The following is a 24,768-nucleotide window of genomic DNA, read 5'->3' on the forward strand; positions in this document are numbered from 1 at the left end:
GATTAAATCAATCCGATGGGGGTTTACCATGAAACTTTTAAAAGTGGCAGCATTCGCAGCAATCGTAGTTTCTGGCAGTGCTCTGGCTGGTGTTGTTCCGCAATGGGGCGGCAATCATCATGGTGGCGGTAGTAATTATGGCCCAGACTCTTCACTGAGTATCTACCAATATGGGTCAAACAACGCTGCGAATGCTCTGCAAAGTGATGCGCGTAAATCAGATGTCACTATCACACAACAGGGGCGTGGTAACGGGGCTGTAGTTGGTCAGGGCGCTGATGACAGTACCATTAGCCTGAAACAGACTGGCTTCCAGAACAATGCCACTATCGATCAGTGGAATGCTAAAAATGCTGATATTAGTGTAACCCAGTTCGGTGGCCGTAACGGTGCGTTGGTTAATCAGACCGCTTCTGACTCCAATGTGCTGATTCAGCAAGTTGGCTTTGGCAACAACGCTACAGCTAACCAACACTAATTCAGTTTTCTGACTGATAATAAACAGGGCGTGAGCCCTGTTTTTTTTTCGGGAGAATATGATGCATACGCTATTACTCATTGCCGCGCTGGCAAATCAAATAACATTCAATACAACTCAGCAAGGTGATATGTACACCATTATTCCTCAGGTGACGTTAACCCAACCGTGCGTATGTGAGGTACAAGTCCTTGCCATACGTAAAGGGCAGGGGGGACAAAGCCAGTCGCAGCAGAAAATAAGCCTTTCGGTCCCTGCTAATCGACCGATTGAATTAACCAAACTGAGCTTTAATATTTCATCTGAGGATTCGGTCAAAATTATCGTTACCGTTTCAGATGGGCAGTCTCTGCATCTGTCGCAACAATGGCCTGACTCAAACAGTCACCCATAATTTTTTGCTGTATTTGCATTAAGGGTGTGGCTGGGAATGCGCTGCTGTTCTATGAATATAGAAGCGTGTGAGCGTTTGTATTTGATCGTTAATCGTAGCGGTGAAGGATCATTTCGATCCCTCAAAGATGGCTAATCATTGAGGAACCCTTATGTGTACATTATTAAAGCGTATTTTAAGTACCAGTTTATGTGCTTTTTCTCTTTTAACCCTCCCTGCAATTGCGCAGCAAATCACAACCGGCGGGGTTATTCATTTTCGCGGAGCGATAGTTGAATCACCTTGCGACGTTAACAGACAGCAGCAGCAAATTGAATTGTCATGTATCCGCAACGGCACCAACCAGAATAGTCTTTACAACCCGCAACAGCTCGCGACAGCCCCTCAGAATGTGCAGGAAATTGCCACAGTCAAAATGCACTACCTCAATGAACAGAAAAACATGGCGATTCTTAATATTGAATATAAATGACTCGCTGTGGCGTAGATATGCACACTTACGGTTAAAAAGAGAGATTTAAGGGAAAACCCTGCTGTACACTTAACGAATGGTGTTTTGTCAGGGGGAACTTATGCAATCCCGTGTTCATGTGTTACATGGCGATATTACGACTGTCGCTGTTGATGTGATTGTCAATGCGGCGAATTCATCGCTACTGGGAGGCGGTGGCGTCGATGGCGCAATCCATCGCGCTGCCGGACCAGCATTGCTGGAGGCCTGCAAACAGGTTATCCAGCAACAAGGAGAATGCCCGACAGGGCATGCGGTGATCACTCTGGCGGGGGCGCTTGCGGCAAAAGCGGTCATTCATACCGTAGGACCCGTCTGGCAAGGGGGAGGTCATCATGAGGCCGAACGCCTCGAAGAAGCTTACTTAAACACCCTGCAACTGGCCCTGGCCAATGGTTATCACTCCATTGCTTTTCCGGCGATTAGCACCGGGGCTTATGGCTATCCACGCGCCGCAGCGGCAGAAATAGCGGTGAAAACGGTGCTGAAATTTATTACCCGCCGCGCACTTCCTGATCAGATATACTTCGTGTGCTTTGATGACGAAAACGCTCAACTTTATAAGAGATTGCTAACACAACAAGGTGATGATCACACGGACTGATATGACGCGACTTGAGCGTGCCATCACGCCCCTTTGCGAAGACCACCCGGGAGAATGCGGCATTCTTGCGTTGGATGACAGCCTGGATGCGTTTGCTGCTCGCTATCGGTTAACGGAAATGGCGGAACGTACCCTGGATGTGCAGTATTACATCTGGGAAAACGACATGTCTGGGCTATTGTTATTTTCCGTTCTGCTGGCCGCAGCGAAGCGAGGCGTACGGGTGCGTTTGCTGCTGGATGATAACAACACGCCGGGTCTGGACGACACGCTGCGTCTGCTGGATAAGCACCCCAATATAGAAGTTCGCCTCTTCAATCCGTTTTCCTTTCGCATCCTGCGCGCGCTGGGCTATTTAACCGATTTTGCCCGGCTTAATCGGCGCATGCACAATAAAAGTTATACCGCTGACGGCGTGGTGACCCTCGTTGGTGGGCGTAATATTGGCGATGCCTATTTTGGCGCGGGTGAGCAACCGCTGTTTTCCGACCTGGACGTCATGGCTATCGGGCCGGTTGTCAAAGATGTGGCAGATGATTTTGAGCGTTACTGGCACTGTCGCTCGGTTTCAACGTTACAAAATGTGCTTGAGATGTCTGAGCCAGATTCTGTGCAGCGTATTGAGCTACCCGAATCCTGGTATAACGATGATATTACCCGCCGCTATCTGCATAAACTGGAAACCAGCCAGTTTATGTCCAGTCTCGATCAAAGGTCGCTGCCGCTGATTTGGGCCAAAACGCGTTTGCTGAGCGATGATCCTGCAAAAGGGGAAGGGAAAGCGCCGCGCCACTCGCTATTACCGCAGCGTTTGTTTGATGTAATGGGCTCGCCGACCGAACGTATTGATATTATTTCTGCCTACTTTGTGCCGACGCGTGCCGGTGTGGCGCAGCTCCTGAGACTGGTAAGAAAAGGCGTCAAGATTGCCATTTTAACCAATTCACTGGCGGCGAATGATGTGGCGATCGTCCATGCGGGCTATGCGCGATGGCGAAAAAAACTACTGCGCTACGGTGTAGAATTATACGAACTTAAACCGACCCGCGATCGCGTCTCGGTCGTTCACGATCGTGGATTAACCGGGAATTCAGGGTCCAGCCTGCATGCGAAAACGTTCAGTATTGATGATCGCAAAGTGTTTATCGGCTCGCTTAATTTTGATCCTCGTTCGACGCTGCTCAATACAGAAATGGGATTTGTGATTGAGAGTGAAGTGCTGGCCGAATTGATTCATAAACGGTTTATGCAAAGCCAGCGTGATATGGCCTGGCAGCTACGCCTTGACCGTTGGGGGAGAATTAATTGGGTCGACCGACTTTCTGGCAGTGAACAGGTCCTGAAAAAAGAACCCGCCACAGGATTCTGGAAGCGGATTCTGGTAAAGCTGGCGTCCGTGTTACCCATTGAATGGCTGCTTTGAACCACACAATGATTGAGGGAAAAACTAGCCGGCTACGGCCTTGTTTTTATCCTGCTTAACGGGCGGTTTACCCGAAAAGAGAAACTTCAGCACCGGTATGCGTAAATGGATTTCGTACAGTATTACCGCAATCCCAACCACAAATAGCAGACCGCAGAGAAAACCCAGCAGATTCGACGTGATATGCGGTGTGATGTAAGCGCCAAAAAACAGCGTTAACGGGTGGTGCACCAGATAGATAAACAGCGACGCGTTGACAAAATAGGTCACGCGGGCAGACTGGAAATTAAGCAAACGGTGACCCAACGAAAAGACGACGTTCACCATCCACAGTCCCATGACCATGGTAATGACATATTCGGTTTCATACATCCAGGCATCGCCGTTGCCATAACGCTGATTGAGCAGGTATGCCACAAATGCGAATGCAGCACCGAGCGTGCAACCGCGTGACGGCGTGGTAAACAGCGCTTTCAGATTCGGGTTGATAAACGCCAGTGCGCCGAGCATAAAGAAAGGCGCATAGAACAGCGTTTGCATAACGATAAAATTGAACATGCCATCGCTGAGAATCGAAGGGTAGAGGATGAAAATTGTCCTTCTGACGGCAGCGTAACCGACACCTAACAATATGAAAATCAGCGATAATTTAGTCATCGACACCGCCGGGGCGCTGGCGGCGTCACTACGCGTCAGTCTGTTTTTCATCTGGGTGAACACCCACATGCTCACGGTCGTTAATACGACCAGAACCAGTAAAAACCACAGATGGGAAATCAGCTCCCAGGCCAGCGCATTGTATTTATCGTAGCCGCTGAGAGTATGCCAACTGTCTGCTTTTCCTTTTACGTATTGCAACATGATAAATTGCGGCAGCGTAAGTAATGGAATCGCGGTCAGCATTGGGATCCCAACGCGTTCTACACGCACCTTCCACCAGCGCTTTAGCGGATAGCGCAAAAATAGCATGTAGGAAAAATAACCCGAAATGACAAAGAAGACTTGCATGCGAAAAGCATGGATAAAGTCGTTAAACAGGGTTAACCACCACGACGGTTCCGCGCTGTTCACGTGCCAGGTGTGGGTCGAGTAAATCAATGAAATATGGAATGGGATCCCTAACAACATTAGCCAGGCACGGATGGAGTCAAGAAAATATTCGCGTGGTGGTGATACAGAGCTCATAGACAGTTATGTATTCTCAGACTTTTCGTCTTATCCCTAAGACGAATAATGGTTACATTCGAGGGCAACCCTACACGAAGTCCAACAACCTGTCTCCAGGATAAGCACGCAAAGTGAAAACAGGTAGTTGAACCTGATTAAACCATGAGCCAGCGCGCGAACAATACAGGGATTCAGTTGTCGGAATACCCGATTATCCATTAAAATGGATCGGATCAATATAAGCACACAAAGGGGGAAGTGCTTACTAATTATGAAACATAAACTACAAATGATGAAAATGCGTTGGTTGGGTGCAGCAGTTATGTTAACGCTGTACACATCATCGAGCTGGGCGTTCAGCATCGATGATGTTGCAAAACAAGCTCAATCCTTAGCCGGTAAAGGCTATGAGGCGCCAAAAAGTAACTTGCCCTCCGTTTTCCGCGACATGAAATATGCGGATTATCAGCAGATCCAGTTTAACCGCGATAAAGCCTACTGGAGCAATCTCAAGACCCCATTTAAGCTCGAGTTCTACCACCAAGGTATGTACTTCGACACGCCGGTCAAAATCAACGAAGTTACCGCTACAGCGGTGAAAAGAATCAAATACAGCCCGGATTATTTTAATTTTGGCGATGTTCAGCATGATAAAGACACGGTAAAAGATCTCGGTTTCGCCGGGTTCAAAGTGCTGTATCCGATCAACAGCAAAGATAAAAACGACGAAATCGTCAGCATGCTCGGTGCCAGCTATTTCCGTGTTCTGGGGGCAGGGCAGGTCTACGGTCTGTCTGCGCGCGGTCTCGCGATTGATACCGCTCTGCCTTCTGGCGAAGAATTTCCCCGCTTCCGTGAGTTTTGGATCGAGCGTCCGAAACCGACTGACAAACGTTTGACCATTTATGCCTTGCTGGATTCTCCGCGCGCAACCGGAGCGTATCGCTTTGTCATCATTCCGGGTCGTGACACGGTCGTCGATGTTCAATCCAAAGTTTATCTGCGCGACAAAGTGGGCAAGCTGGGCGTGGCACCGTTAACCAGTATGTTCCTGTACGGACCAAACCAGCCTTCTCCGGCGACCAACTATCGTCCGGAACTGCATGACTCTAACGGTTTGTCGATCCACGCTGGCAACGGCGAGTGGATTTGGCGTCCGCTGAATAACCCGAAACATCTGGCGGTGAGCAGCTTTGCGATGGAAAATCCGCAAGGTTTCGGCCTGCTGCAGCGTGGCCGTCAGTTCTCGCGTTTTGAAGATATCGACGATCGTTACGATCTGCGCCCAAGCGCCTGGATCACGCCAAAAGGTGATTGGGGTAAAGGTAAGATTGAGTTAGTTGAAATCCCAACTAACGATGAAACGAACGATAACATCGTTGCGTACTGGACGCCGGATCAACTGCCTGAAGCCGGCAAAGAGATGAACTTCAAGTACACCCTGACGTTCACGCGTGACGAAGACAAGCTTCATGCCCCTGATAGCGCCTGGGTCCAGCAGACTCGTCGTTCTACCGGTGATGTAAAACAGTCTAACCTCATTCGTCAGCCTGATGGCACTATCGCGTTTGTGGTGGACTTTACCGGCACGGATATGAAAAAGCTGCCGCAGGATACCCCGGTTACCGCACAAACCAGTATTGGCGACAACGGCGAGATCGTTGAAAGTACTGTGCGCTACAACCCGGTAACTAAAGGTTGGCGTTTGGTATTGCGCGTGAAAGTGAAAGATGTGAAGAAAACCACTGAAATGCGTGCTGCCTTGGTCAATGCCGATCAGACGCTGAGTGAAACCTGGAGCTACCAGTTACCTGCCAATGAATAAGACAACTGAGTATATTGACGCAATGCCGCTTTCGGATATCGAAAAAGCGGCACTGCCGAAAACTGACATCCGCGCCGTTCATCAGGCGCTGGATGCCGAGCATCGTACGTACTCGCGCGAAGATGATTCACCGCAGGGTTCGGTGAAAGCTCGCCTGGAGCAGGCGTGGCCTGATTCTCTGGCCAAAGAGCAGTTGGTTAAGGACGATGAGGGGCGCGATCAGCTGCAGGCGATGCCAAAAGCAACGCGTACCTCTATGTTCCCCGATCCCTGGCGTACCAACCCGGTTGGCCGCTTTTGGGATCGCCTGCGCGGGCGCGATGTGACTCCGCGTTATCTTTCGCGTTTGACGAAAGAAGAACAGGAGAGCGAGCAAAAATGGCGTACGGTTGGCACCATCCGCCGCTATACGTTGTTGATCTTAACGCTGGCGCAAACGGTCGTCGCAACCTGGTATATGAAGACGATCCTTCCGTATCAGGGTTGGGCATTCATTAATCCTGTTGACATGATGGGGCAGGATTTATGGGTCTCCTTTATGCAACTGCTGCCCTACATGCTCCAGACCGGCATTCTCATTTTGTTTGCCGTGCTTTTCTGTTGGGTTTCAGCAGGATTCTGGACCGCGCTGATGGGTTTCCTGCAACTGTTGATTGGGCGAGATAAGTACAGTATCTCCGCCTCAACGGTTGGGGACGAGCCGTTAAATCCCGAGCACCGGACCGCGTTGATTATGCCGATCTGTAACGAGGACGTTGACCGCGTATTCGCGGGACTTCGCGCCACGTGGGAGTCGGTCAAAGCGACGGGCAACGCCGAGCATTTTGATGTTTACATCCTGAGCGACAGTTACAACCCCGATATCTGCGTAGCAGAACAAAAAGCGTGGATGGAGCTGATTGCCGAAGTGCAAGGCGAAGGGCAGATTTTCTACCGTCGTCGTCGTCGTCGCGTGAAGCGTAAAAGCGGCAACATTGATGACTTCTGCCGTCGCTGGGGAAATCAGTACAGCTACATGGTGGTGCTGGACGCTGACTCCGTGATGAGCGGTGACTGTCTGAGCGGACTGGTGCGCCTGATGGAAGCGAATCCAAATGCCGGGATTATCCAGTCTTCACCGAAGGCTTCCGGTATGGATACGCTGTATGCACGCTGTCAGCAGTTTGCGACCCGTGTTTATGGTCCGTTGTTTACCGCTGGACTTCACTTCTGGCAATTGGGGGAATCGCACTACTGGGGCCATAACGCGATTATTCGCGTGAAGCCGTTTATCGAACACTGTGCGCTTGCGCCGTTACCGGGCGAAGGCTCGTTTGCGGGTTCGATTCTCTCCCACGACTTCGTCGAAGCGGCGTTGATGCGTCGTGCCGGCTGGGGCGTGTGGATTGCTTACGATCTGCCGGGCTCTTATGAAGAGCTACCGCCGAACCTGCTGGATGAACTCAAGCGTGACCGTCGCTGGTGTCATGGCAACCTGATGAACTTCCGTCTGTTCCTGGTGAAGGGGATGCACCCGGTTCACCGTGCGGTGTTCCTGACCGGCGTTATGTCCTATCTGTCCGCGCCGCTGTGGTTTATGTTCCTCGCGTTATCGACCGCATTGCAGGTGGTGCATGCGTTGACGGAACCACAGTACTTCCTGCAACCGCGCCAGCTGTTCCCGGTATGGCCGCAGTGGCGTCCTGAACTGGCGATCGCGCTGTTTGCTTCTACGATGGTGCTGCTGTTCCTGCCGAAGCTGCTGAGTATTTTGCTCATCTGGTGTAAAGGGACGAAAGAGTACGGCGGGTTTATCCGCGTCACGCTGTCGCTGCTGCTGGAGGTTCTGTTCTCCGTGCTGCTGGCGCCGGTACGTATGCTGTTCCATACCGTCTTCGTCGTGAGCGCCTTCCTCGGTTGGGAAGTGGTGTGGAATTCACCGCAGCGTGATGACGATTCCACCCCGTGGGGTGAAGCATTTATGCGTCACGGTTCTCAGTTACTGCTGGGGCTGGTGTGGGCGGTAGGTATGGCCTGGCTGGATCTGCGTTTCCTGTTCTGGCTGGCGCCGATTGTCTTCTCGCTGATCCTGTCGCCGTTTGTTTCCGTGATTTCCAGCCGTTCCACGGTTGGGTTACGTACCAAGCGCTGGAAGCTGTTCCTGATCCCGGAAGAGTATTCTCCGCCGCAGGTGCTGGTTGATACGGATACCTATCTGGTGATGAACCGCAATCGTACGCTGGACGACGGCTTTATGCATGCGGTGTTTAACCCGTCATTTAACGCACTGGCAACGGCAATGGCGACTGCACGTCACCGCGCGAGTAACGTGCTTGAGATTGCCCGTGACCGCCATGTGGAGCAGGCGCTGAACGAAACGCCGGAGAAACTAAACCGTGACCGCCGTCTGGTGCTGTTGAGCGATCCGGTGACGATGGCGCGTTTGCACTATCGCGTCTGGAATTCACCTGATAAGTATTCTTCGTGGGTGAATTACTACCAGGGACTGACCCTGAATCCGCTGGCGCTCAGGAAAAAGTAAGCGTTATGTAACGTGAAAATACCGGCCTGGTGCCGGTATTTTTTTATACTAAATAAAAGAGCCGTGAGGTATCAGGTGCGAATATTGGCAGTGGCAATCATGGTGTGCTTGCTGAGCGGATGCGGCAGTATTATTAGCCGAACTATCCCAGGGCAAGGGCACGGAAACCAATACTATCCTGGCGTGCAATGGGATGTCCGGGACTCCGCGTGGCGCTACGTCACCATCCTCGACCTGCCATTTTCGCTGGTGTTTGATACCTTGCTGCTCCCGCTCGACATTCACCACGGACCTTACGAGTAAGCTATCGCTCATCCCATTCATCGGCCGCGGTCTGACCCTCTTCGGTATCCAGGGGAGGTTCCAGCTGGAATTCACCTTCATCCCATTCGTGAAGCGTGTTTTCTTCCTGCCACTCCTGACGGATCTCAATTTCATCATAGTCGCCATCAAAAACGCTTTGGGCCGCTTCACCACTCAGCATTGGCAGGCATTCACCCTCGCCCTCATCCTCATCAGCAAAGAATTCCGCCTGCCACATAATGTCACCATCCTGTAGCACGTATTTTTGTACGCTTAGCTGTTGAACGCTGGCTTCGTCGGGCTCAAGGTCAGGGTTATCAGCCAGAAATTCTTCACGAGCGGCATCAATGGCTTCTTCCAGCGTGGCATACATGGTCATCAGAGTCTCCCTTTGATTTAATGAAGTATTCAGGAAAATAATAGTTGATTCTCCGGTATTGCAAGTATGAATGCACAAAAATCATCCCGTAGCCTCAGTGCTCCGGCGACGGCGCAGACTATTCCACGAGTAGAAAGCGTTAAACAGTACGACGCCCGCGGTCACGCAGAAGACGGCGCGAAAACCGTAGTTGGCGGATATTGCCGCCCCCATTAATGGTCCCGTTACGTTACCGATATCGCGAAATGACTGGTTATAACTGAAAATACGCCCGGCGATCTGATTGGTTGAGTTATAGACCAGCAGCGTTTGTACTGCCGGGAGCAGAGCCCCATCAGCGGCCCCCAATAAAAAGCGCAGAACGGCAAGTTGCCAGGGCGATTGTACAAACGACATTGGAATAAGCAGCAGCACGGAGATGACCAGAGCAACAATCAGGATCTTCTCCGGGCCAATTCGGTCACCTAATTTGCCGAGCCGCGGGGCGCTAATTAACGCAGCCACGCCTGGTACGGAAGCAATCATCCCGCTGATAAAGGCGATGTTACTGACGTTGCCAGCCAACTCTCGAACGTACAGCGTCAGAATTGGCGCGATGGACCCGGTTGCCACCTGGATTATCAGCGTTGTGACAAACAGGCTCAGCACCAGTTTGGGATTTTTTAACGAGGCCACGACTTCGCGAATGTGCAGCATCTCTTTCTTGCTCACCGGTTGGAAACGTTCGCGAATAAAAAATAGCGTCAGGATAAAACAGACCAGCAGTACGCTGGCGGTGATGAAAAATACCGGGCGTAGTCCGTACTGATCCGCGAGCAGCCCCCCAGCTAACGGTCCGAGCAGTGCGCCGCTGACGCCGCCGGTGGAAAGCGTTCCCAGCGCCCAGCCGCTTTTATTGCGCGGAACCTGGGTGGCGATGAGTGCATTGGCGTTGGGAATGAAACCGCCGAGCAGACCCAACAGGGCACGCAGGACCAGGAACTGCCAGATATTTTGCGCCAGCCCCATCAGCAGCATCACAATCGCCATACCCAATGCGGAACGCAGCAGCATGATTTTTCGCCCTTTGCGATCGGCAAGGCCACCCCAGAAAGGAGAGGCGATGGCGGAAAAGAGAAAAGTGATGCTGAAGACCAGACCTGACCACATATTCAGGGCGCTATGACCCGTAACGCCGAGGCTCTCGACATAGAGGGGCAAAAAGGGCATAACCAGGCTAAATGCTGCACCGGTTAAAAAACAACCCAACCAGGCAACGGTGAGGTTACGTTTCCAGTTTATGGGAGCATCTGAGGGTGACATAGCGTTCCGCAGTGTGGCGCGCTGTTTGCGCTATCGATTGAATATAAGCAAGCAGGCTAATTATGCGCCTGGTAGATAGTTGCTGCAATGCGGATAGCAGTTAAACCTAAAGCGGGCAGGGAAGGTGTTGCAGTCCACAGGACTGCAACCGTGCTTTAGTACAGGGAAGGTGAACCTTCAGGACGCGTCTTGAAACGACGGTGTAGCCACATGTACTGATCTGGGGCCATCATGATGCATTGCTCAACAATCTTATTCATCCACGCAGCCGTAGTCTCCGCGTTGTCTAACGGCGGTGAACACTCCGGAGGCAGCATAATCAATTGATAACCTTTACCGTCAGGTTTGCGGCGGGGAACAAACGGTACCAGGCAGGCATTCGACATGCGTGAAAGCATCCAGGTCCCGGAGGTTGTTGCGGCCTGTTCAACAGCAAAAAGCGGGACAAATACGCTGGCGCGGGGACCGTAGTCATGATCCGGCGCATACCAGACCACTTCGCCTTTTTTCAACGCTTTAATCATTCCTTTCAGGTCTTTACGATCGAGCATTGATTTATTAGAGCGCATACGGCCCCAGGTTTGTAGCCAGTCGAGCAGTGGGTTGTCGTTAGGGCGATATACGCCTATCCCCGGCTCCTGCAAACCAAACTGACGCGCACCCAGTTCAAGGGTCAGAAAGTGCAGACCCACTAACAAAATTCCCCGTTTTTGCGCCTGAACGTCGCGGATATGTTCCATCCCGATAACTTCCGTCCAGCGTGAAATGCGCTTGTCAGACCAAAACCAGGCCATTCCGGTTTCCATCACGCCCATGCCCACGGACTCGAAGTTCTTGACTACCATCTGCTGGCGTTCCTGCTCGCTCATTTGCGGGAAGCACAGTTCCAGATTACGGGAAACAATTTTTGCCCGACGTTTCATCAAACGTAATGCCAGACGACCTAATGCGCAGCCCAACTTGTAAAGAACCGGGTAGGGTAACTGCACGATTAACCAAAGGATGCCAATGCCCAGCCAGGTTAACCAATAACGTGGATGCAGTAACGCAGCCGAAAACTTGGGTAAATTCGTCATGTCTATCCTGTCTTCAAACGACCAATTGCCTGTATTGTCGCATTTTTTCGCGCATATCAAAAATTTGTGACGGGAGAACGGTGATTAAACCAGCAATTGTTGTTGCACTTTTATATTGGAGTAAGAAATGTAGCGTAAAATGTGTGGATGTAAATTGGCGGTGTTTGCTTTATTATGCCGCCGATTTTCATTTTCTCCCTATTTGCAGGATACGTACACCATGCCAGTGTTACACAACCGCATTTCGAACGATGCGCTCAAAGCCAAAATGTTGGCTGAGACCGAGCCGCGCACGACGATCTCATTCTATAAATATTTCACCATCGCCAATCCTCAGCACACGCGTGATGCGCTGTACCAGATGTTCACTGCATTGAACGTCTTCGGGCGCGTTTATCTTGCCCATGAAGGAATCAATGCGCAAATCAGCGTACCGCAAAGCAACGTCGAGGCATTCCGCCAGCAGCTTTATGCGTTTGATCCCGCATTCGCCGGGTTACGTCTGAATATCGCGCTGGATGATGATGGTAAATCGTTCTGGGTGCTGCGTATGAAAGTGCGTGAACGCATCGTGGCGGATGGTATTGACGATCCGCAATTTGACGCCAGCAACGTAGGTGATTACCTGAAGGCGGCGGAAGTAAACGCCATGCTGGACGATCCTGACGCGGTATTCATTGATATGCGCAACCACTATGAATATGAAGTGGGCCATTTCGAGAATGCGCTAGAAATCCCGGCAGACACGTTCCGCGACCAGTTACCGAAAGCCGTTGAAATGATGCAGGCGCATAAAGATAAAAAAATCGTTATGTATTGCACGGGCGGGATCCGTTGTGAGAAAGCCAGCGCCTGGATGAAACACAACGGATTTAGCAAAGTCTGGCACATTGAGGGCGGTATTATTGAATATGCCCGCAAGGCACGTGAACAGGGGCTTCCTGTACGTTTTGTCGGTAAAAACTTCGTTTTTGATGAGCGTATGGGCGAAAGGATTTCTGAAGATGTTATTGCGCATTGCCATCAGTGCGGAACGGCGTGCGACAGCCATACTAATTGCAAAAATGATGGCTGCCATCTGTTGTTTATCCAGTGTCCGGCCTGCGCGCAGAAGTATAACGGCTGCTGTAGCGAGTTGTGTAGCGAAGAGAGTAAGTTGCCGGAAGAAGAGCAACGTCGTCTTCGAGCAGGACGTGAAAATGGCAACAAAATATTTAATAAGTCACGCGGTCGTCTGAATACCAAACTGGGTATTCCGGACCCTGCGCAATAGTCATCATGCCGGATGGCGGCTTTAGCCCCATCCGGCAACTCATACGTTACTTCTGTTGGACACCTTCCACTGAGATGAGCAGATCGACTTCCTGAGACGCCGGGCCGAGATCGGTGGTGATGTTGAAGTCCTTCAGCTTAATTTTACCTTGTGCTTCAAAACCTGCACGCGTGCCACCCCACGGATCGCCGCCCTGACCAATCAGCTTCGCATCCAGCGTAACCGGTTTAGTGACGCCGTTCAGGGTGAGATTACCGGTGATATCCAGGTCATTCCCCTCTTTCTTCACGCTGGTAGAGCTAAAGGTCGCCTGCGGGAATTTGGCCACGTTAAGGAAATCTGCGCTGCGCAGGTGCTTGTCGCGTTCGGCGTGATTGGTGTCAACGCTGTTGGTGTTGATGGTGACGTTAACCTTATCGGCTGCGGGATTTTTCTCATCAAAGGTAAAAGTCCCGTCGAAATCTTTAAATGTGCCGTACAGCCAACTGTAACCCAGGTGCTGAATACGGAAATTAACAAAGGCATGCTGTCCTTCTTTGTCAATTTTGTAATCTGCCGCCAAGGCTGACCCGGTGGTGAATAATAGAGAGGCGAGTGTAAGTCCCAGCAGGTTTTTTTTCATTTTAAGCTCCATAGTCAGATGACGATTTTCCCAACATGCGATTCAGGGTATCGTCGTTATCGATAAAGTGATGTTTCAGGGCCATCAGTCCGTGCAGAAGCGATAAAACCACCACAGTCCACGCAAGCCACAGGTGCAGACTACCGGCGAGGTCGGCCTGAGCGCCCGCATTGGCAAGGGTGGCAGGAATGTCGAACCAACCAAATACGCTTATCGCTTTGCCATCAGCGGTGGAAATCAAATACCCGCTGATGACAATTGAAAAGAGCAATGTGTATAGCGCGAGGTGACCCAGTGCCGCCGCGATGCGGGTGAAACGGGAATAACTTGCCAGCGCAGGAGGAGGAGGGGAGATCAACCGCCAGACGACGCGGATAACCAGCCCCATCATGAGCACAACGCCGATGCTTTTATGCAGTTCAGGGGCCTGGTGATACCAGCCGTCGTAATAGCTGAGCGTGACCATCCACAATCCCAGCGCAAACATGCCATATACAGCAATCGCAATCAGCCAGTGTAAAGCGGCAGACACCACGCCATAGCGTTGTGGAGTATTATTGAATTGCATAAGTACACCGTTAGATATTTCAGAAGTGAATGAAAATGGCGCGTAAAAGACATTAATGCAACTAATAAATAACAATAATGGTGATATTTGTTTTTGATTCAATAAAATTGATTGAATTGTGAAGTAATCATCAAGGAATTAGTAGGGGTGGATGACATTAAGGCTTGGTTTCTGGGTGTTTAAGGTATTTTTCTTGTTCAGTTAATTGCAATGGAAATTAAGTTAATATCAGTTTATGTCAATTAGTGTCAGCGTTGTGGGTTCAGAAAAACATAATATATATCACATCCATAATTGCCAGCAGCGACCATAAAATAATGTAGAGCATAAGATGCTCGCGAATATTATTAACCAGATAGTGAAAGATGCGGCGCATCAACGTTATTCCTGTCATTAAAAATGGCCTCACCAACGAGGCCATTCATTTATTATCGCTTAAAACGACTTAGCCTGAAGGGCGTCAGGTCAAAGTCAGACGATTTGTCCTGGGCGAAGTCTGCCGCAATCTCTCCGAGGACGGAGGCAAACTTAAAGCCATGTCCGCTCAGCCCGGTGATGATCAGCGTGTTGTCATGCTCCGGTAGAGTATCAATAATAAAGTCTTCATCTGGTGAGTTATCATAGGTGCAGGACGCACCGTGCAGACAGCAACCCACGCCTGGCAGTATTGTGCGCAGGAATGGGAAGGCTTCAGAACCATCGCTGGCTACAGCGGCAAACGGCTTGCGCTCTTCTGCCGAATGAATTACCTGTCCGCCATTGTGCTTACCAATTTTTAGCTCGTCGTTTTCTGCCGGGAAACCATAGAATTGATCGCCATTTGGTAGCTCTCCGGTGAAGGCAGGGAAGTTATTCTTAACGCTGTAACGCCCATCGGCTTGATACCAGGCGAACACTTTGCGTACCGGTTGTATCGGTAGTTCAGGGACTAATGCCTGTACCCAGGTTCCGGCGCTGATCACCGCTTTTTGCGCGTGATAGTCACCATCGGCGGTTTCTACCGTGACGCCATCATCACTATGACGAATTGCGCTGACCGGGCATTTAAATAGCTGCGCACAGCCTGCTTCTTCCGCCAGACGGATCCAGGTTTTAATCGCTAACTCACTACGTAAAAAACCAGACTCCGCTTCAAACAGACCGATATAGTTTTCAGGTACGCGAATCTCTGGCCAGCGCGCCATAATGGCTGCTGCATCCAGTTGTTCAACATTGAGTTGCCACTGTTTTGCGCTTTGCGCCGCGGTCGCTAAGAAGGTTGAATCTGCCGGACCAAGGTTGATGACACCAGAGCGCACAAAAATCGGTTCTTCATTTTGGGTGGATAATTCATCCCATAATGTTTGCGCACGCAGCACCAGCGGAACATATTTTTCACCTTCGCCATAGGCATGACGAATTAATCGAGTGTCGCCGTGGTGGCTGCCCTGCTGATGCGGTGGCATATGCGCATCGATCATCAGAACCTTCAGACCGGCGCGAGTGGCATAGTATCCGGCTGCGGCGCCCACGGAACCGCTGCCAATTATGATTAAGTCGTATTTCATCCGCTTCTCTCTGCAATCGCGATAGTAGCAGGGTAAATAAGTGACCCGGAATATTCAACCTGGAAATAAGAAAGGCACCGGAAAGGTGCCTTTTGATGGTTGGATGTATCAGATTTAATGTCGCTGATACTCATTTACCTGGTAATCGCCGGATTCAATTTTAGCGATTCCTGCTTCTAATATCGAAATAAATTGCCTGGCAACATCAGTGGTTAACCAGAGCGTTTGACCAACTTCAGTCCCATCCGGGTCTGGACGATTCGGGGTCTGGTAGTGCAAACGCAGCATCAGCGCATCGTAGCTATCAACAGTGCTGATGTCCCATCCTACTAACGGATGAGTCTGAATGACTTCATTATTCTTTTCCATCATGCCCCCTAATTCGTGTTACTAGACAACGGTTTTCGAGGTTCAATGCGTTTTTTCTGAAGCAACTTCAGTATATCAATAAATAAGGGTATTCATTGAAAATTTAAAGAGGTAAGCACATAAAATTTTCGTTTTCAGCGTTATCTGACTAACAAACCGACATGTTATTCATTTTTTTTAAGCATGTTGCACAATTATTTTGGTGTTGTGGTTAAAAGATAGCCAGGAATTTATTATTAAAATATCAGTTTGCCAGAAGGAATGAACTATTGATTAAAAGATGGTGTGTATAAAAAAGCCGGGGCGACCCGGCAAACAAACATCACTGCATATCATTATTTATTCATTGATGAACCAGTCATCCGCGCTTTCCCAGGTCTCCTGGAGGATCTCGCTGATGCGTTCTTTATCCTCTTTGGTGGCACCAATAACCGACAGATTGTTTGCGCCGGCATAACGGACGGTAACGTTACCTTCGTTATCCGGAAAATGGTGCTGAATACGGCGGGAGAGTTCACCTGCCAGCGCGTCAATTGCACCAGCAGGTAAAGGTGAAGTTTTGGCAATAGTGACTTCAATACGCATAGTAGCCCCCTGTGGAATATACTGTTTATTTATACAGTTATTCTCGCCAGTTGGCTACACTTTTTTTAGCTTTTCACGGACCAGTGTACCGTTTCGCCACCCAGGAAAGGCACCAGCGTATCATCTTGCAGCGCAATGCTCTCTGGGACCTGGTGCTGCACGCGTTCCAGCTCAATAAAGGTTTCATTCACCGGCAAACCGTAGAACTGTGGGCCATTGAGTGAGCAGAAGGCTTCAAAATGGTCCAGTGCATTCATCTCTTCAAACACGGTGGCATAACTGCCCAGTGCGGTCGGCGCATTAAAGCAGCCCGCACAGCCACAGCTTGACTCTTTACGATGACGCGCATGCGGCGCTGAGTCGGTACCGAGGAAGGCGCGGTTAAACCCGCTGGCGACCAGCTCACGCAACGCCTGTTGATGGACGTTACGTTTGAGGATCGGCAGGCAGTACAGATGAGGGCGAATCCCGCCGACCAGCATGTGGTTGCGGTTAAACATCAGGTGCTGCGGCGTAATGGTCGCCGCCAGAAGGTCATTGCCGTCGCGCACGTATTCGGCAGCATCTTTAGTCGTGATATGTTCGAACACCACTTTCAGCGCAGTTAAACGCTGACGCAGTGGTTCCATTACCGTCTCAATAAAGCGCGCCTCGCGATCGAAAATATCGATATCCGCATGCGTCACTTCGCCGTGCACCAGCAGAGGCATACCCAATTTTTCCATCCGTTCCAGCACTGGCATGATGGCATCAATAGAGGTTACGCCATGCGTCGAGTTGGTGGTGGCATTGGCCGGATAGAGTTTTGCGGCGGTGAACACGCCTTCGTTGAATCCACGTTCCAGCTCATTGGGATCCAGCGTATCCGTTAAGTAGCAGGTCATTAATGGCGTGAAGTCGTGTCCGGCAGGTACCGCGTCAAGAATTCGCTGGCGGTAAGCGATAGCCGCGTCCACCGTGGTGACGGGCGGAGCCAGGTTCGGCATGACAATGGCGCGGCCATAAACTTCGCTGGTATAGGGCACGACAGTTTTTAACATGTCGCCATCGCGAAAGTGAAGATGCCAGTCGTCTGGGCGGCGGATCTTTAAAACCTGGGATGGTGCAGTCATCAATATGCTCCGGCTGAGGATAGTCTTTTTTGCCGGAAACAAAGGATAAGCGGAAACGTTTTCGTTTGCACGAAAAAAAAGGGCGCATCGGCGCCCTCTGTCATATTAGTCGGTGAACGGGATAATGATTTCTCCCGGTTTCACCTCAATGCCTTTCGCCAGTTTTTTCGCCAGCGCTTCCCCCTGGCTGCTGTCATCCCGCAGAATGTACGCTGGCTGCTGGTTGAAATAGTTGCGCAGCGACTGATTTAAATAAGGCATCAGCGTTTGCAGTACCGACTGCATTTTTTCCGGCGTGACGGTAGCGTCCACGACTTCCATTTCTTGCAGATAAATCGCGCCTTTTTCTTTATTGAAAACCGGTAAGGCTTTTAGCTTCAGCTTCATGGTCGCTTTCTGACTGCCAAACAGGGAGTTCATGTCCAGGTTGGCGTCTCCGGTCAGCGTCACTTTATTGGGTTCTTCACGGCCTATCTGGCTGGCGAGATTGTTCAGTACGATATGTGCTTCAGCGACACCAGGCAGACCGATATCTTTTGAAAAGTTATTATTCTTCGCCAGGGCCTGATTAATCTCTTGCTCGCTAACCGTGTATTGCGTGAGTTGATTACAACCAACCAACAGGCCGCTGACAATTAGTGCAGCGGCAAAAAAAAACTTTTTCATGGGGTTCCTCAACATGATGCTTGTGGTGTAATCGTGACACAAAGCATCATCGAGCACCAGCGCTGCGGGTAACAGCAGAAAAAACTGAAAAATGCGCGTACACCAGATTGGCTATCAGGCGTCAGGCTCCAGCATACCACGCGTTGGGCGTTTGAGACTGAATTGCCAGCCCAGCGCCAGGAAAGTGATGAAGCCGATAATACCGAGCATCATCCAGGGCAGCTCCGGTTGTGCCAGGGCTTTACCCATGTCAAACAGCCAGCCGCCGCCGATATAACCAATGGCGCCGCCGATGGCGAGTCCCAGTCGACTGAAACCCATATAGCTTCCCCGGGCACGTGCATTCGCCAGCGAGGCGCTCAGGGTTTCACGCGCCGGTTCGGCGATGATTGAGCCAATATAGAACGTGCAAATCAGGGTGAACAACTGCTGCAAATTCCCGACCAGGCCGATGGGCATCATGCTTAAAGACATCACCAGCAGACCGGCCATCAGGCGATGCTCAAGGCGAAAGCGTTTTTCACTCCAGCGGGCAATCGGGTAGAGCAACGTTAAAGAGAGGCACGCCTCGATGGCATACATCCATTTCACAGCGGCCGGTGAGCCAGCGATGTCGTTTACCATTATTGGCAGCATCAGCATCACTTGTACCGCCAGCATGTAATAGCCCGCCAGCGTCAGCACATAAGTGACAAAGCGCTTGTCATGCATCACGTGGCTCATTCCTTCGCGCACCGGAATTTTCACCGTTGACAGCTTCCATGCCGGAAGTAGCCAGGCGTTAAACGCCGCGCACAGAACGAACAAAATTGCGCCGGTGGCACACACCAGACGGAAATCGTATTGCAATAACCAACTGCCGAGCAACGCGCCAACCACTGCCCCGGCGCTATCCTGCATCATCAGAATAGAGAAAAAACGCCCGCGCTTTTCCGGACGGATCAGTTTGACCACCAGCGCCGAGCGGGGAGGGTCGAACAACGTGCCGCCCAGCCCGGAAAGAAAGCAGGAAAACCATAGCAACCACGGTTCATGGGCAATGCCCATGGTGGCGAATCCGGCAGCGCGCATCAGCATGCCGGTGACGATCATCGGTTTTGCCCCGAAACGGTCAGCAATAGCACCGCCGAAGATACCTAAACCTTGCTGGATAAATTGACGTAATCCAAGCGCGATACCGACCATCACGGCGGCCCAGCCCATTTGATCGACGAAACGAATTGAGATCAGCGGGAAAACGACGAAGAAACCCAGCACGACCAGCATGTTATCGATAAGAAGGAAGTATTTACCCAGGTTCCTTGCCTGCGAGACTTGCGACATTTCCCCTCCAGGGAAAAACTCGTCACTCTGGATAGAGTTTAAAAGATAAGCACCTCCTATTCTGCGGTGTCGTCATCGCTTTTCCCACCCTTCGCGGGACAATATTTTTTTATCAAAAGTCCGTCTTGATAGAGAGTTTTCATCAAAATGTGTGAATAATTCAAAAAATGGCATTTTGCTCTTTTCACAGGGCGTATTTGCGCAGGTATAGTAATGCGAATAGCGTATTGAAGACGTTACGGGAAGGAGTAGGTATAGAATGTTTGGCTATCGCAGTAACGTGCCAAAAGTGCGCTTAACCACGGACCGCCTGGTCGTGCGTTTAGTGCATGAGCGTGATGCCTGGCGTCTGGCAGATTATTACGCAGAAAATCGTCATTTCTTAAAACCCTGGGAGCCTATTCGCGATGAAAGCCACTGTTATCCGTCAGGCTGGCAGGCGCGTCTGAGCATGATCTCTGAGTTTCATAAACAGGGCACCGCTTATTACTTTGCGCTGCTCGATCCGGAAGAAAAAGAGATTATTGGCGTCGCGAACTTCTCGAACGTCGTGCGGGGATCTTTCCACGCCTGTTATCTCGGTTACTCCATTGCGCAGAAGTGGCAGGGGCAGGGGCTGATGTATGAAGCCTTAACCTCGGCCATCCGCTATATGCAGCGCACGCAGCATATTCACCGCATTATGGCTAACTACATGCCACATAATAAACGCAGCGGTGACCTGCTGGCGCGACTGGGTTTTGAAAAAGAAGGGTATGCCAAAGACTACCTGCTGATTGACGGGCAGTGGCGCGATCACGTGCTGACGGCGTTGACCACATCAGAATGGACCCCCGGCCGCTAAGTTTCAGATGCAGCCATGATTAATGGAGAAGACGATGAAATACGAATTAACCGCCACTGAAGCACGGGTGATTGGCTGTTTATTAGAAAAACAAGTGACTACGCCTGAACAGTATCCGCTCTCCGTTAACGGAGTCGTAACCGCCTGCAATCAAAAAACGAATCGTGAACCCGTGATGAACCTGTCGGAATCCGACGTGCAGGATCAGCTTGATAACCTGGTGAAACGGCATTTCCTGCGTACGGTGAGTGGCTTTGGTAATCGCGTCACGAAATATGAGCAGCGTTTCTGCAACTCTGAGTTTGGTAATCTTAAGCTCAGCGCGGGGGAAGTCGCGCTCATTACCACGCTGTTGCTGCGCGGCGCTCAAACACCAGGTGAGCTACGTAGCCGCGCTTCCCGGATGTACGAATTCAGCGACATGGCCGAAGTAGAGTCGACACTGGAGAAACTGGCAACCCGGGAAGATGGTCCTTATGTCGTTCGCCTGGCGCGTGAGCCGGGCAAACGTGAAAGCCGTTATATGCACCTGTTTTGCGGTGACGTTGATGAAGCGATGACAACGGTAGATGAACTTCCGGCAGCTTCGGGCGATCTACAGGCGCGCGTTGAAGCGCTGGAAACAGACGTCGCGGAGCTTAAGCAACGGCTTGATTCCTTGCTGGCGCACCTGGGAGACTGATGTGAATAAATTACGTATCGGCGTTGTCGGGCTCGGCGGGATTGCGCAAAAGGCCTGGCTGCCCGTGCTGGGCGCTAGTGCAGACTGGACGCTGGAAGGGGCATTTTCACCTTCGCGGGAAAAAGCGCAGCGTATCTGTGATACCTGGCGGATACCCTACGTTGATTCACTGGTTAATCTGGCGCAAACCTGCGATGCGGTTTTCGTCCATTCCAGTACCGCAACGCACTATGCGGTGGTCAGCGAACTGCTGAATGCCGGGGTTCACGTGTGCGTGGATAAACCGCTGGCGGAAAGCCTGCGCGAGGCTGAACAATTGGTGGAGCTGGCCGAGCGGAAAAAGCTGACGCTGATGGTGGGGTTTAACCGTCGATTTGCGCCGCTGTATCAGGATCTCAAATCCCAGTTGGGCAATGCGGCGTCCGTACGCATGGATAAGCACCGGACGGACAGCGTCGGGCCGCACGATCTGCGCTTCACTTTGCTGGACGACTATCTGCACGTTGTCGATACCGCATTGTGGCTGGCGGGAGAGAAAGCGCAGTTAAATAACGGTACGCTGTTAACCAATGACTCCGGCGCGATGCTCTATGCGGAGCACCATTTTTCTGCCGGGCAAATGCAGGTAACGACCAGTATGCATCGCCGCGCCGGTAGCCAGCGCGAGAGCGTGCAGGCGGTGACGGATGGTGGCCTGATTGACGTTACGGATATGCGGGAATGGCGGGAAGAGCGCGGGCAAGGTGTGGTGCACAAGCCGGTAGCAGGCTGGCAAACTACCCTGGAGCAGCGTGGTTTTGCCGGATGCGCACGTCATTTCATTGAGTGCGTGCAAAATCAGACGGTTCCCCAGACGGCAGGTGAGCAGGCGCTCCTGGCCCAGCGCGTTGTCGAAAAGCTGTGGCGGGAGGCAATGGCTGAATAACCCCCTGTAACATCTGGCGGTAGTAATTCATTGTAATCCAGGTACTATATGCCAACTCAAAAATAACACCTCTTTTCAACCATAGGCTGGTTTGTCGGCCTGATAAGACGCTACGGCGTCGCCATCAGGCACAGCAAAAGTGCCGGATGGCGGCGATCATGCCTTATCCGACCTACGGGCAGGTTTGTCGGGGTTTTGCCTCAGAGTCTGGAATACAACATAGATGAATTTATTAAAGTCGCTGGCAGCCGTCAGCTCGATGACGATGTTTTCACGTGTGCTGGGTTTTGCGCGTGATGCGATTGTCGCCAGAATCTTTGGCGCAGGGATGGCGACTGATGCCTTTTTTGTGGCATTCAAACTTCCTAACCTGCTGCGCCGAATCTTTGCTGAGGGCGCTTTTTCGCAGGCGTTTGTGCCTATTCTTGCCGAATATAAAAGTAAGCAGGGGGAGGATGCGACCCGCGTCTTTGTCTCTTACGTTTCCGGGCTGTTGACTCTGGCGCTGGCCGTGGTGACGGTCGCCGGAATGCTGGCTGCCCCGTGGGTGATTTTAGTCACCGCGCCAGGGTTTGCCGACACCGCGGACAAATTTGCGCTGACCACTCAACTGCTACGGATCACCTTTCCGTATATTCTGCTGATCTCACTGGCTTCGCTGGTGGGTGCGATCCTGAATACCTGGAATCGCTTTTCCATTCCGGCGTTTGCGCCGACCTTTCTGAATATCAGCATGATCGGTTTCGCGCTGTTTGCTGCTCCTTATTTTCACCCTCCGGTGCTGGCGCTGGCGTGGGCCGTTACCGTTGGCGGCGTGCTGCAGCTGATTTACCAGCTTCCGCACCTGAAGAAAATTGGCATGCTGGTGCTGCCGCGCGTGAACTTCCGTGATGCGGGGGCGATGCGCGTCGTCAAGCAAATGGGCCCGGCGATCCTTGGGGTATCTGTCAGCCAGATTTCACTGATCATCAATACGATTTTCGCTTCATTTCTGGCCTCTGGCTCAGTGTCATGGATGTATTATGCTGACCGTCTGATGGAGTTTCCGTCTGGCGTACTTGGCGTCGCGTTGGGGACTATTCTGCTGCCCTCGCTATCCAAAAGTTTTTCCAGCGGTAATCATGATGAGTATTGCCGTCTGATGGACTGGGGCCTGCGTTTGTGTTTTCTGTTGGCATTACCGAGCGCCGTGGCGTTGGGGATTCTGGCCAAACCGCTGACGGTTTCTCTGTTCCAGTACGGTAAATTTACCGCCTTTGACGCAGCGATGACGCAGCGCGCGCTGGTGGCATATTCGGTAGGTTTGATTGGCTTGATCGTGGTGAAAGTGTTGGCCCCTGGTTTTTATTCGCGCCAGGATATTAAAACGCCAGTCAAGATTGCCATTGTCACGCTGATTATGACCCAGGTAATGAACCTGGCGTTTATTGGGCCGCTGAAACATGCCGGGCTGTCGCTGTCGATTGGTCTGGCGGCGTGTCTGAACGCTTCACTGCTGTACTGGCAACTGCGGAAACAGAAAATTTTTACCCCACAACCGGGTTGGGCCTGGTTCCTGGCGCGACTGGTGATTTCTGTGCTGGTGATGTCGGCGGCGCTGGTTGGGATGCTATACATCATGCCGGACTGGTCGCAGGGAACGATGTTATGGCGTCTGCTGCGTCTGATGGCCGTTGTGGTGGCAGGTATTGCTGCTTACTTCGCTGCGCTCGCGGTGCTGGGCTTTAAAGTGAAAGAGTTTGTGCGCCGGATGGCGTAACAGATTAATGCCGGATGGCGGCATGACGCCGTATCCGGCCTACAAAACGCGTAGGCCTGATAAGCAAAACGTTATCAGGCTAGCATCAGATAGAGAATTTTTTCCCGCCGCGGTGCGCAGCAGAGGTTTGACCGTTTGCGCCATATAGCGCCGGTTCCTGGTACGGTTTCAGCACTTGAATCGCTTGTTGATTACGCTCGATCTGCCCTTCCAGCAGCCAACCGTTGTGCTGGTTGAGTTCGCGTAGGTCCTGTGTTTTCCGGGTAATGGTCTGCCAACGCTCGGCAATTTCATCATTGGCGCTGCGCGTGGCGTCATGCTCCAGACGGCGCTGCTGCTCCAGGTAATCAAGGGTTGCCAGCAAAGAGCTTTTTTCTTCTGTAATACGCTGTAGCTGGCTGCCGTTAATATATCCTGCGGAAAGCTGCTGCTGTTCAGCATCCATTACCGTTTTCAGGTCATTGAGGACGGTCGTCATCTGGTCAAGTATTTCTGACAAACGAGTCATAC

Annotated in this window: 27 protein-coding genes; 13 read left to right on the top strand and 14 right to left on the bottom strand. The window is 51.4% G+C overall.

Annotated elements, in window-relative coordinates; translation table 11 throughout:
- The first annotated feature begins 28 nt into the window (after nt 1-28).
- The 5 genes from csgA (at nt 29) to GPJ68_RS08950 (ending at nt 3,410) form a co-directional block, all read left to right on the top strand.
- Nucleotides 29-478 carry a curli major subunit CsgA gene (gene csgA, locus GPJ68_RS08930; RefSeq protein WP_016156176.1) on the top strand — a complete coding sequence of 150 codons (450 nt, stop codon included), beginning with the start codon at nt 29-31 and terminating at the stop codon, nt 476-478.
- A gap of 61 nt (nt 479-539) precedes the next feature.
- Entirely contained in the window at nt 540-872 is a 333-nt protein-coding gene (gene csgC / locus GPJ68_RS08935) for a curli assembly chaperone CsgC (protein ID WP_016152602.1), read from the top strand.
- A 151-nt stretch (nt 873-1,023) separates the two neighbouring features.
- Nucleotides 1,024-1,344: a type 1 fimbrial protein gene (locus GPJ68_RS08940; RefSeq protein WP_016152603.1), complete on the top strand. Its 321-nt coding sequence runs from the start codon at nt 1,024-1,026 to the stop codon at nt 1,342-1,344.
- A gap of 100 nt (nt 1,345-1,444) precedes the next feature.
- Nucleotides 1,445-1,987 (top strand): O-acetyl-ADP-ribose deacetylase, encoded by a 543-nt coding sequence (gene ymdB / locus GPJ68_RS08945; RefSeq protein ID WP_016156177.1) that lies wholly within the window; start codon nt 1,445-1,447, stop codon nt 1,985-1,987.
- Entirely contained in the window at nt 1,971-3,410 is a 1,440-nt protein-coding gene (locus tag GPJ68_RS08950) for a phospholipase D family protein (RefSeq protein WP_087121833.1), read from the top strand. The genes ymdB and GPJ68_RS08950 overlap by 17 nt, the downstream gene beginning before the upstream one ends.
- Before the next feature lie 24 nt (nt 3,411-3,434).
- On the opposite strand, the gene mdoC is transcribed toward GPJ68_RS08950, so the two are convergent.
- Nucleotides 3,435-4,595, bottom strand: a complete 1,161-nt coding sequence (gene mdoC / locus GPJ68_RS08955; RefSeq protein ID WP_104651944.1) for a glucans biosynthesis protein MdoC — start codon at nt 4,593-4,595, stop codon at nt 3,435-3,437.
- 271 nt (nt 4,596-4,866) lie between these two features.
- On the opposite strand from mdoC, the gene mdoG reads away from it, so the two are divergent.
- The 3 genes from mdoG (at nt 4,867) to GPJ68_RS08970 (ending at nt 9,226) form a co-directional block, all read left to right on the top strand.
- A complete protein-coding gene (gene mdoG, locus GPJ68_RS08960; RefSeq protein WP_085951042.1) occupies nt 4,867-6,402 on the top strand; it encodes a glucans biosynthesis protein MdoG in 1,536 nt (511 codons plus the stop codon).
- Nucleotides 6,395-8,923 (top strand): glucans biosynthesis glucosyltransferase MdoH, encoded by a 2,529-nt coding sequence (gene mdoH / locus GPJ68_RS08965; RefSeq protein WP_019076449.1) that lies wholly within the window; start codon nt 6,395-6,397, stop codon nt 8,921-8,923. The genes mdoG and mdoH overlap by 8 nt, the downstream gene beginning before the upstream one ends.
- Before the next feature lie 75 nt (nt 8,924-8,998).
- Nucleotides 8,999-9,226, top strand: a complete 228-nt coding sequence (locus GPJ68_RS08970) for a YceK/YidQ family lipoprotein (RefSeq protein ID WP_016152609.1) — start codon at nt 8,999-9,001, stop codon at nt 9,224-9,226.
- 1 nt (nt 9,227) lies between these two features.
- On the opposite strand, the gene GPJ68_RS08975 is transcribed toward GPJ68_RS08970, so the two are convergent.
- The 3 genes from GPJ68_RS08975 to GPJ68_RS08985 form a co-directional block, all read right to left on the bottom strand.
- Complete coding sequence (locus GPJ68_RS08975) at nt 9,228-9,605, bottom strand: MysB family protein (protein ID WP_016152610.1); 378 nt, start codon at nt 9,603-9,605, stop codon at nt 9,228-9,230.
- A gap of 81 nt (nt 9,606-9,686) precedes the next feature.
- On the bottom strand, nt 9,687-10,907 hold the full coding sequence (mdtG, locus tag GPJ68_RS08980; protein WP_046274768.1) for a multidrug efflux MFS transporter MdtG: 1,221 nt from the start codon (nt 10,905-10,907) through the stop codon (nt 9,687-9,689).
- Between the two features lie 155 nt (nt 10,908-11,062).
- A complete protein-coding gene (locus GPJ68_RS08985) occupies nt 11,063-11,983 on the bottom strand; it encodes a Kdo(2)-lipid IV(A) acyltransferase (protein WP_104651943.1) in 921 nt (306 codons plus the stop codon).
- 220 nt (nt 11,984-12,203) lie between these two features.
- Here GPJ68_RS08985 and GPJ68_RS08990 point away from each other — a divergent pair, with 220 nt between their 5' ends.
- Nucleotides 12,204-13,256, top strand: coding sequence for a rhodanese-related sulfurtransferase (locus GPJ68_RS08990; protein ID WP_016152613.1), 1,053 nt, complete (start codon nt 12,204-12,206; stop codon nt 13,254-13,256).
- A gap of 46 nt (nt 13,257-13,302) precedes the next feature.
- Here the strand turns inward: GPJ68_RS08990 and GPJ68_RS08995 are convergent, their stop codons facing one another.
- From GPJ68_RS08995 to mdtH, 9 genes are all read right to left on the bottom strand, one after another.
- Nucleotides 13,303-13,878, bottom strand: a complete 576-nt coding sequence (locus tag GPJ68_RS08995) for a YceI family protein (RefSeq protein WP_103283706.1) — start codon at nt 13,876-13,878, stop codon at nt 13,303-13,305.
- 1 nt (nt 13,879) lies between these two features.
- Nucleotides 13,880-14,446, bottom strand: a complete 567-nt coding sequence (locus GPJ68_RS09000; RefSeq protein ID WP_016152615.1) for a cytochrome b — start codon at nt 14,444-14,446, stop codon at nt 13,880-13,882.
- Nucleotides 14,447-14,708: 262 nt separating this feature from the next.
- Nucleotides 14,709-14,822, bottom strand: a complete 114-nt coding sequence (locus GPJ68_RS09005; RefSeq protein ID WP_003036148.1) for a YceO family protein — start codon at nt 14,820-14,822, stop codon at nt 14,709-14,711.
- Between the two features lie 52 nt (nt 14,823-14,874).
- Entirely contained in the window at nt 14,875-15,993 is a 1,119-nt protein-coding gene (gene solA, locus GPJ68_RS09010) for an N-methyl-L-tryptophan oxidase (RefSeq protein WP_047501073.1), read from the bottom strand.
- 114 nt (nt 15,994-16,107) lie between these two features.
- Nucleotides 16,108-16,362: a biofilm formation regulator BssS gene (gene bssS / locus GPJ68_RS09015; protein WP_003036154.1), complete on the bottom strand. Its 255-nt coding sequence runs from the start codon at nt 16,360-16,362 to the stop codon at nt 16,108-16,110.
- Nucleotides 16,363-16,701: 339 nt separating this feature from the next.
- Entirely contained in the window at nt 16,702-16,947 is a 246-nt protein-coding gene (gene dinI, locus GPJ68_RS09020) for a DNA damage-inducible protein I (protein WP_003036157.1), read from the bottom strand.
- 65 nt (nt 16,948-17,012) lie between these two features.
- Entirely contained in the window at nt 17,013-18,059 is a 1,047-nt protein-coding gene (pyrC, locus tag GPJ68_RS09025) for a dihydroorotase (protein ID WP_103283707.1), read from the bottom strand.
- 105 nt (nt 18,060-18,164) lie between these two features.
- Nucleotides 18,165-18,725, bottom strand: a complete 561-nt coding sequence (locus GPJ68_RS09030; RefSeq protein ID WP_016152618.1) for a lipoprotein — start codon at nt 18,723-18,725, stop codon at nt 18,165-18,167.
- A 114-nt stretch (nt 18,726-18,839) separates the two neighbouring features.
- Nucleotides 18,840-20,048: a multidrug efflux MFS transporter MdtH gene (gene mdtH, locus GPJ68_RS09035; RefSeq protein ID WP_016156184.1), complete on the bottom strand. Its 1,209-nt coding sequence runs from the start codon at nt 20,046-20,048 to the stop codon at nt 18,840-18,842.
- Nucleotides 20,049-20,307: 259 nt separating this feature from the next.
- Here mdtH and rimJ point away from each other — a divergent pair, with 259 nt between their 5' ends.
- The 4 genes from rimJ to murJ all read left to right on the top strand — a co-directional run bounded on the left by rimJ (nt 20,308) and on the right by murJ (nt 24,258).
- The gene (gene rimJ / locus GPJ68_RS09040; RefSeq protein ID WP_006685101.1) at nt 20,308-20,892 is read left to right on the top strand and encodes a ribosomal protein S5-alanine N-acetyltransferase; all 585 of its coding nucleotides are present in this window, start codon (nt 20,308-20,310) and stop codon (nt 20,890-20,892) included.
- Nucleotides 20,893-20,926: 34 nt separating this feature from the next.
- Nucleotides 20,927-21,574, top strand: a complete 648-nt coding sequence (locus GPJ68_RS09045) for a YceH family protein (RefSeq protein WP_049040969.1) — start codon at nt 20,927-20,929, stop codon at nt 21,572-21,574.
- Between the two features lies 1 nt (nt 21,575).
- Complete coding sequence (locus tag GPJ68_RS09050; protein WP_104651942.1) at nt 21,576-22,499, top strand: Gfo/Idh/MocA family protein; 924 nt, start codon at nt 21,576-21,578, stop codon at nt 22,497-22,499.
- A gap of 223 nt (nt 22,500-22,722) precedes the next feature.
- On the top strand, nt 22,723-24,258 hold the full coding sequence (murJ, locus tag GPJ68_RS09055; protein ID WP_180837248.1) for a murein biosynthesis integral membrane protein MurJ: 1,536 nt from the start codon (nt 22,723-22,725) through the stop codon (nt 24,256-24,258).
- 85 nt (nt 24,259-24,343) lie between these two features.
- Here the strand turns inward: murJ and flgN are convergent, their stop codons facing one another.
- Nucleotides 24,344-24,766: a flagella biosynthesis chaperone FlgN gene (gene flgN, locus GPJ68_RS09060; protein WP_049269893.1), complete on the bottom strand. Its 423-nt coding sequence runs from the start codon at nt 24,764-24,766 to the stop codon at nt 24,344-24,346.
- Nucleotides 24,767-24,768: the final 2 nt, after the last annotated feature.

The organism is Citrobacter sp. 172116965 (assembly GCF_013458095.1).
Classification (GTDB): domain Bacteria; phylum Pseudomonadota; class Gammaproteobacteria; order Enterobacterales; family Enterobacteriaceae; genus Citrobacter; species Citrobacter braakii.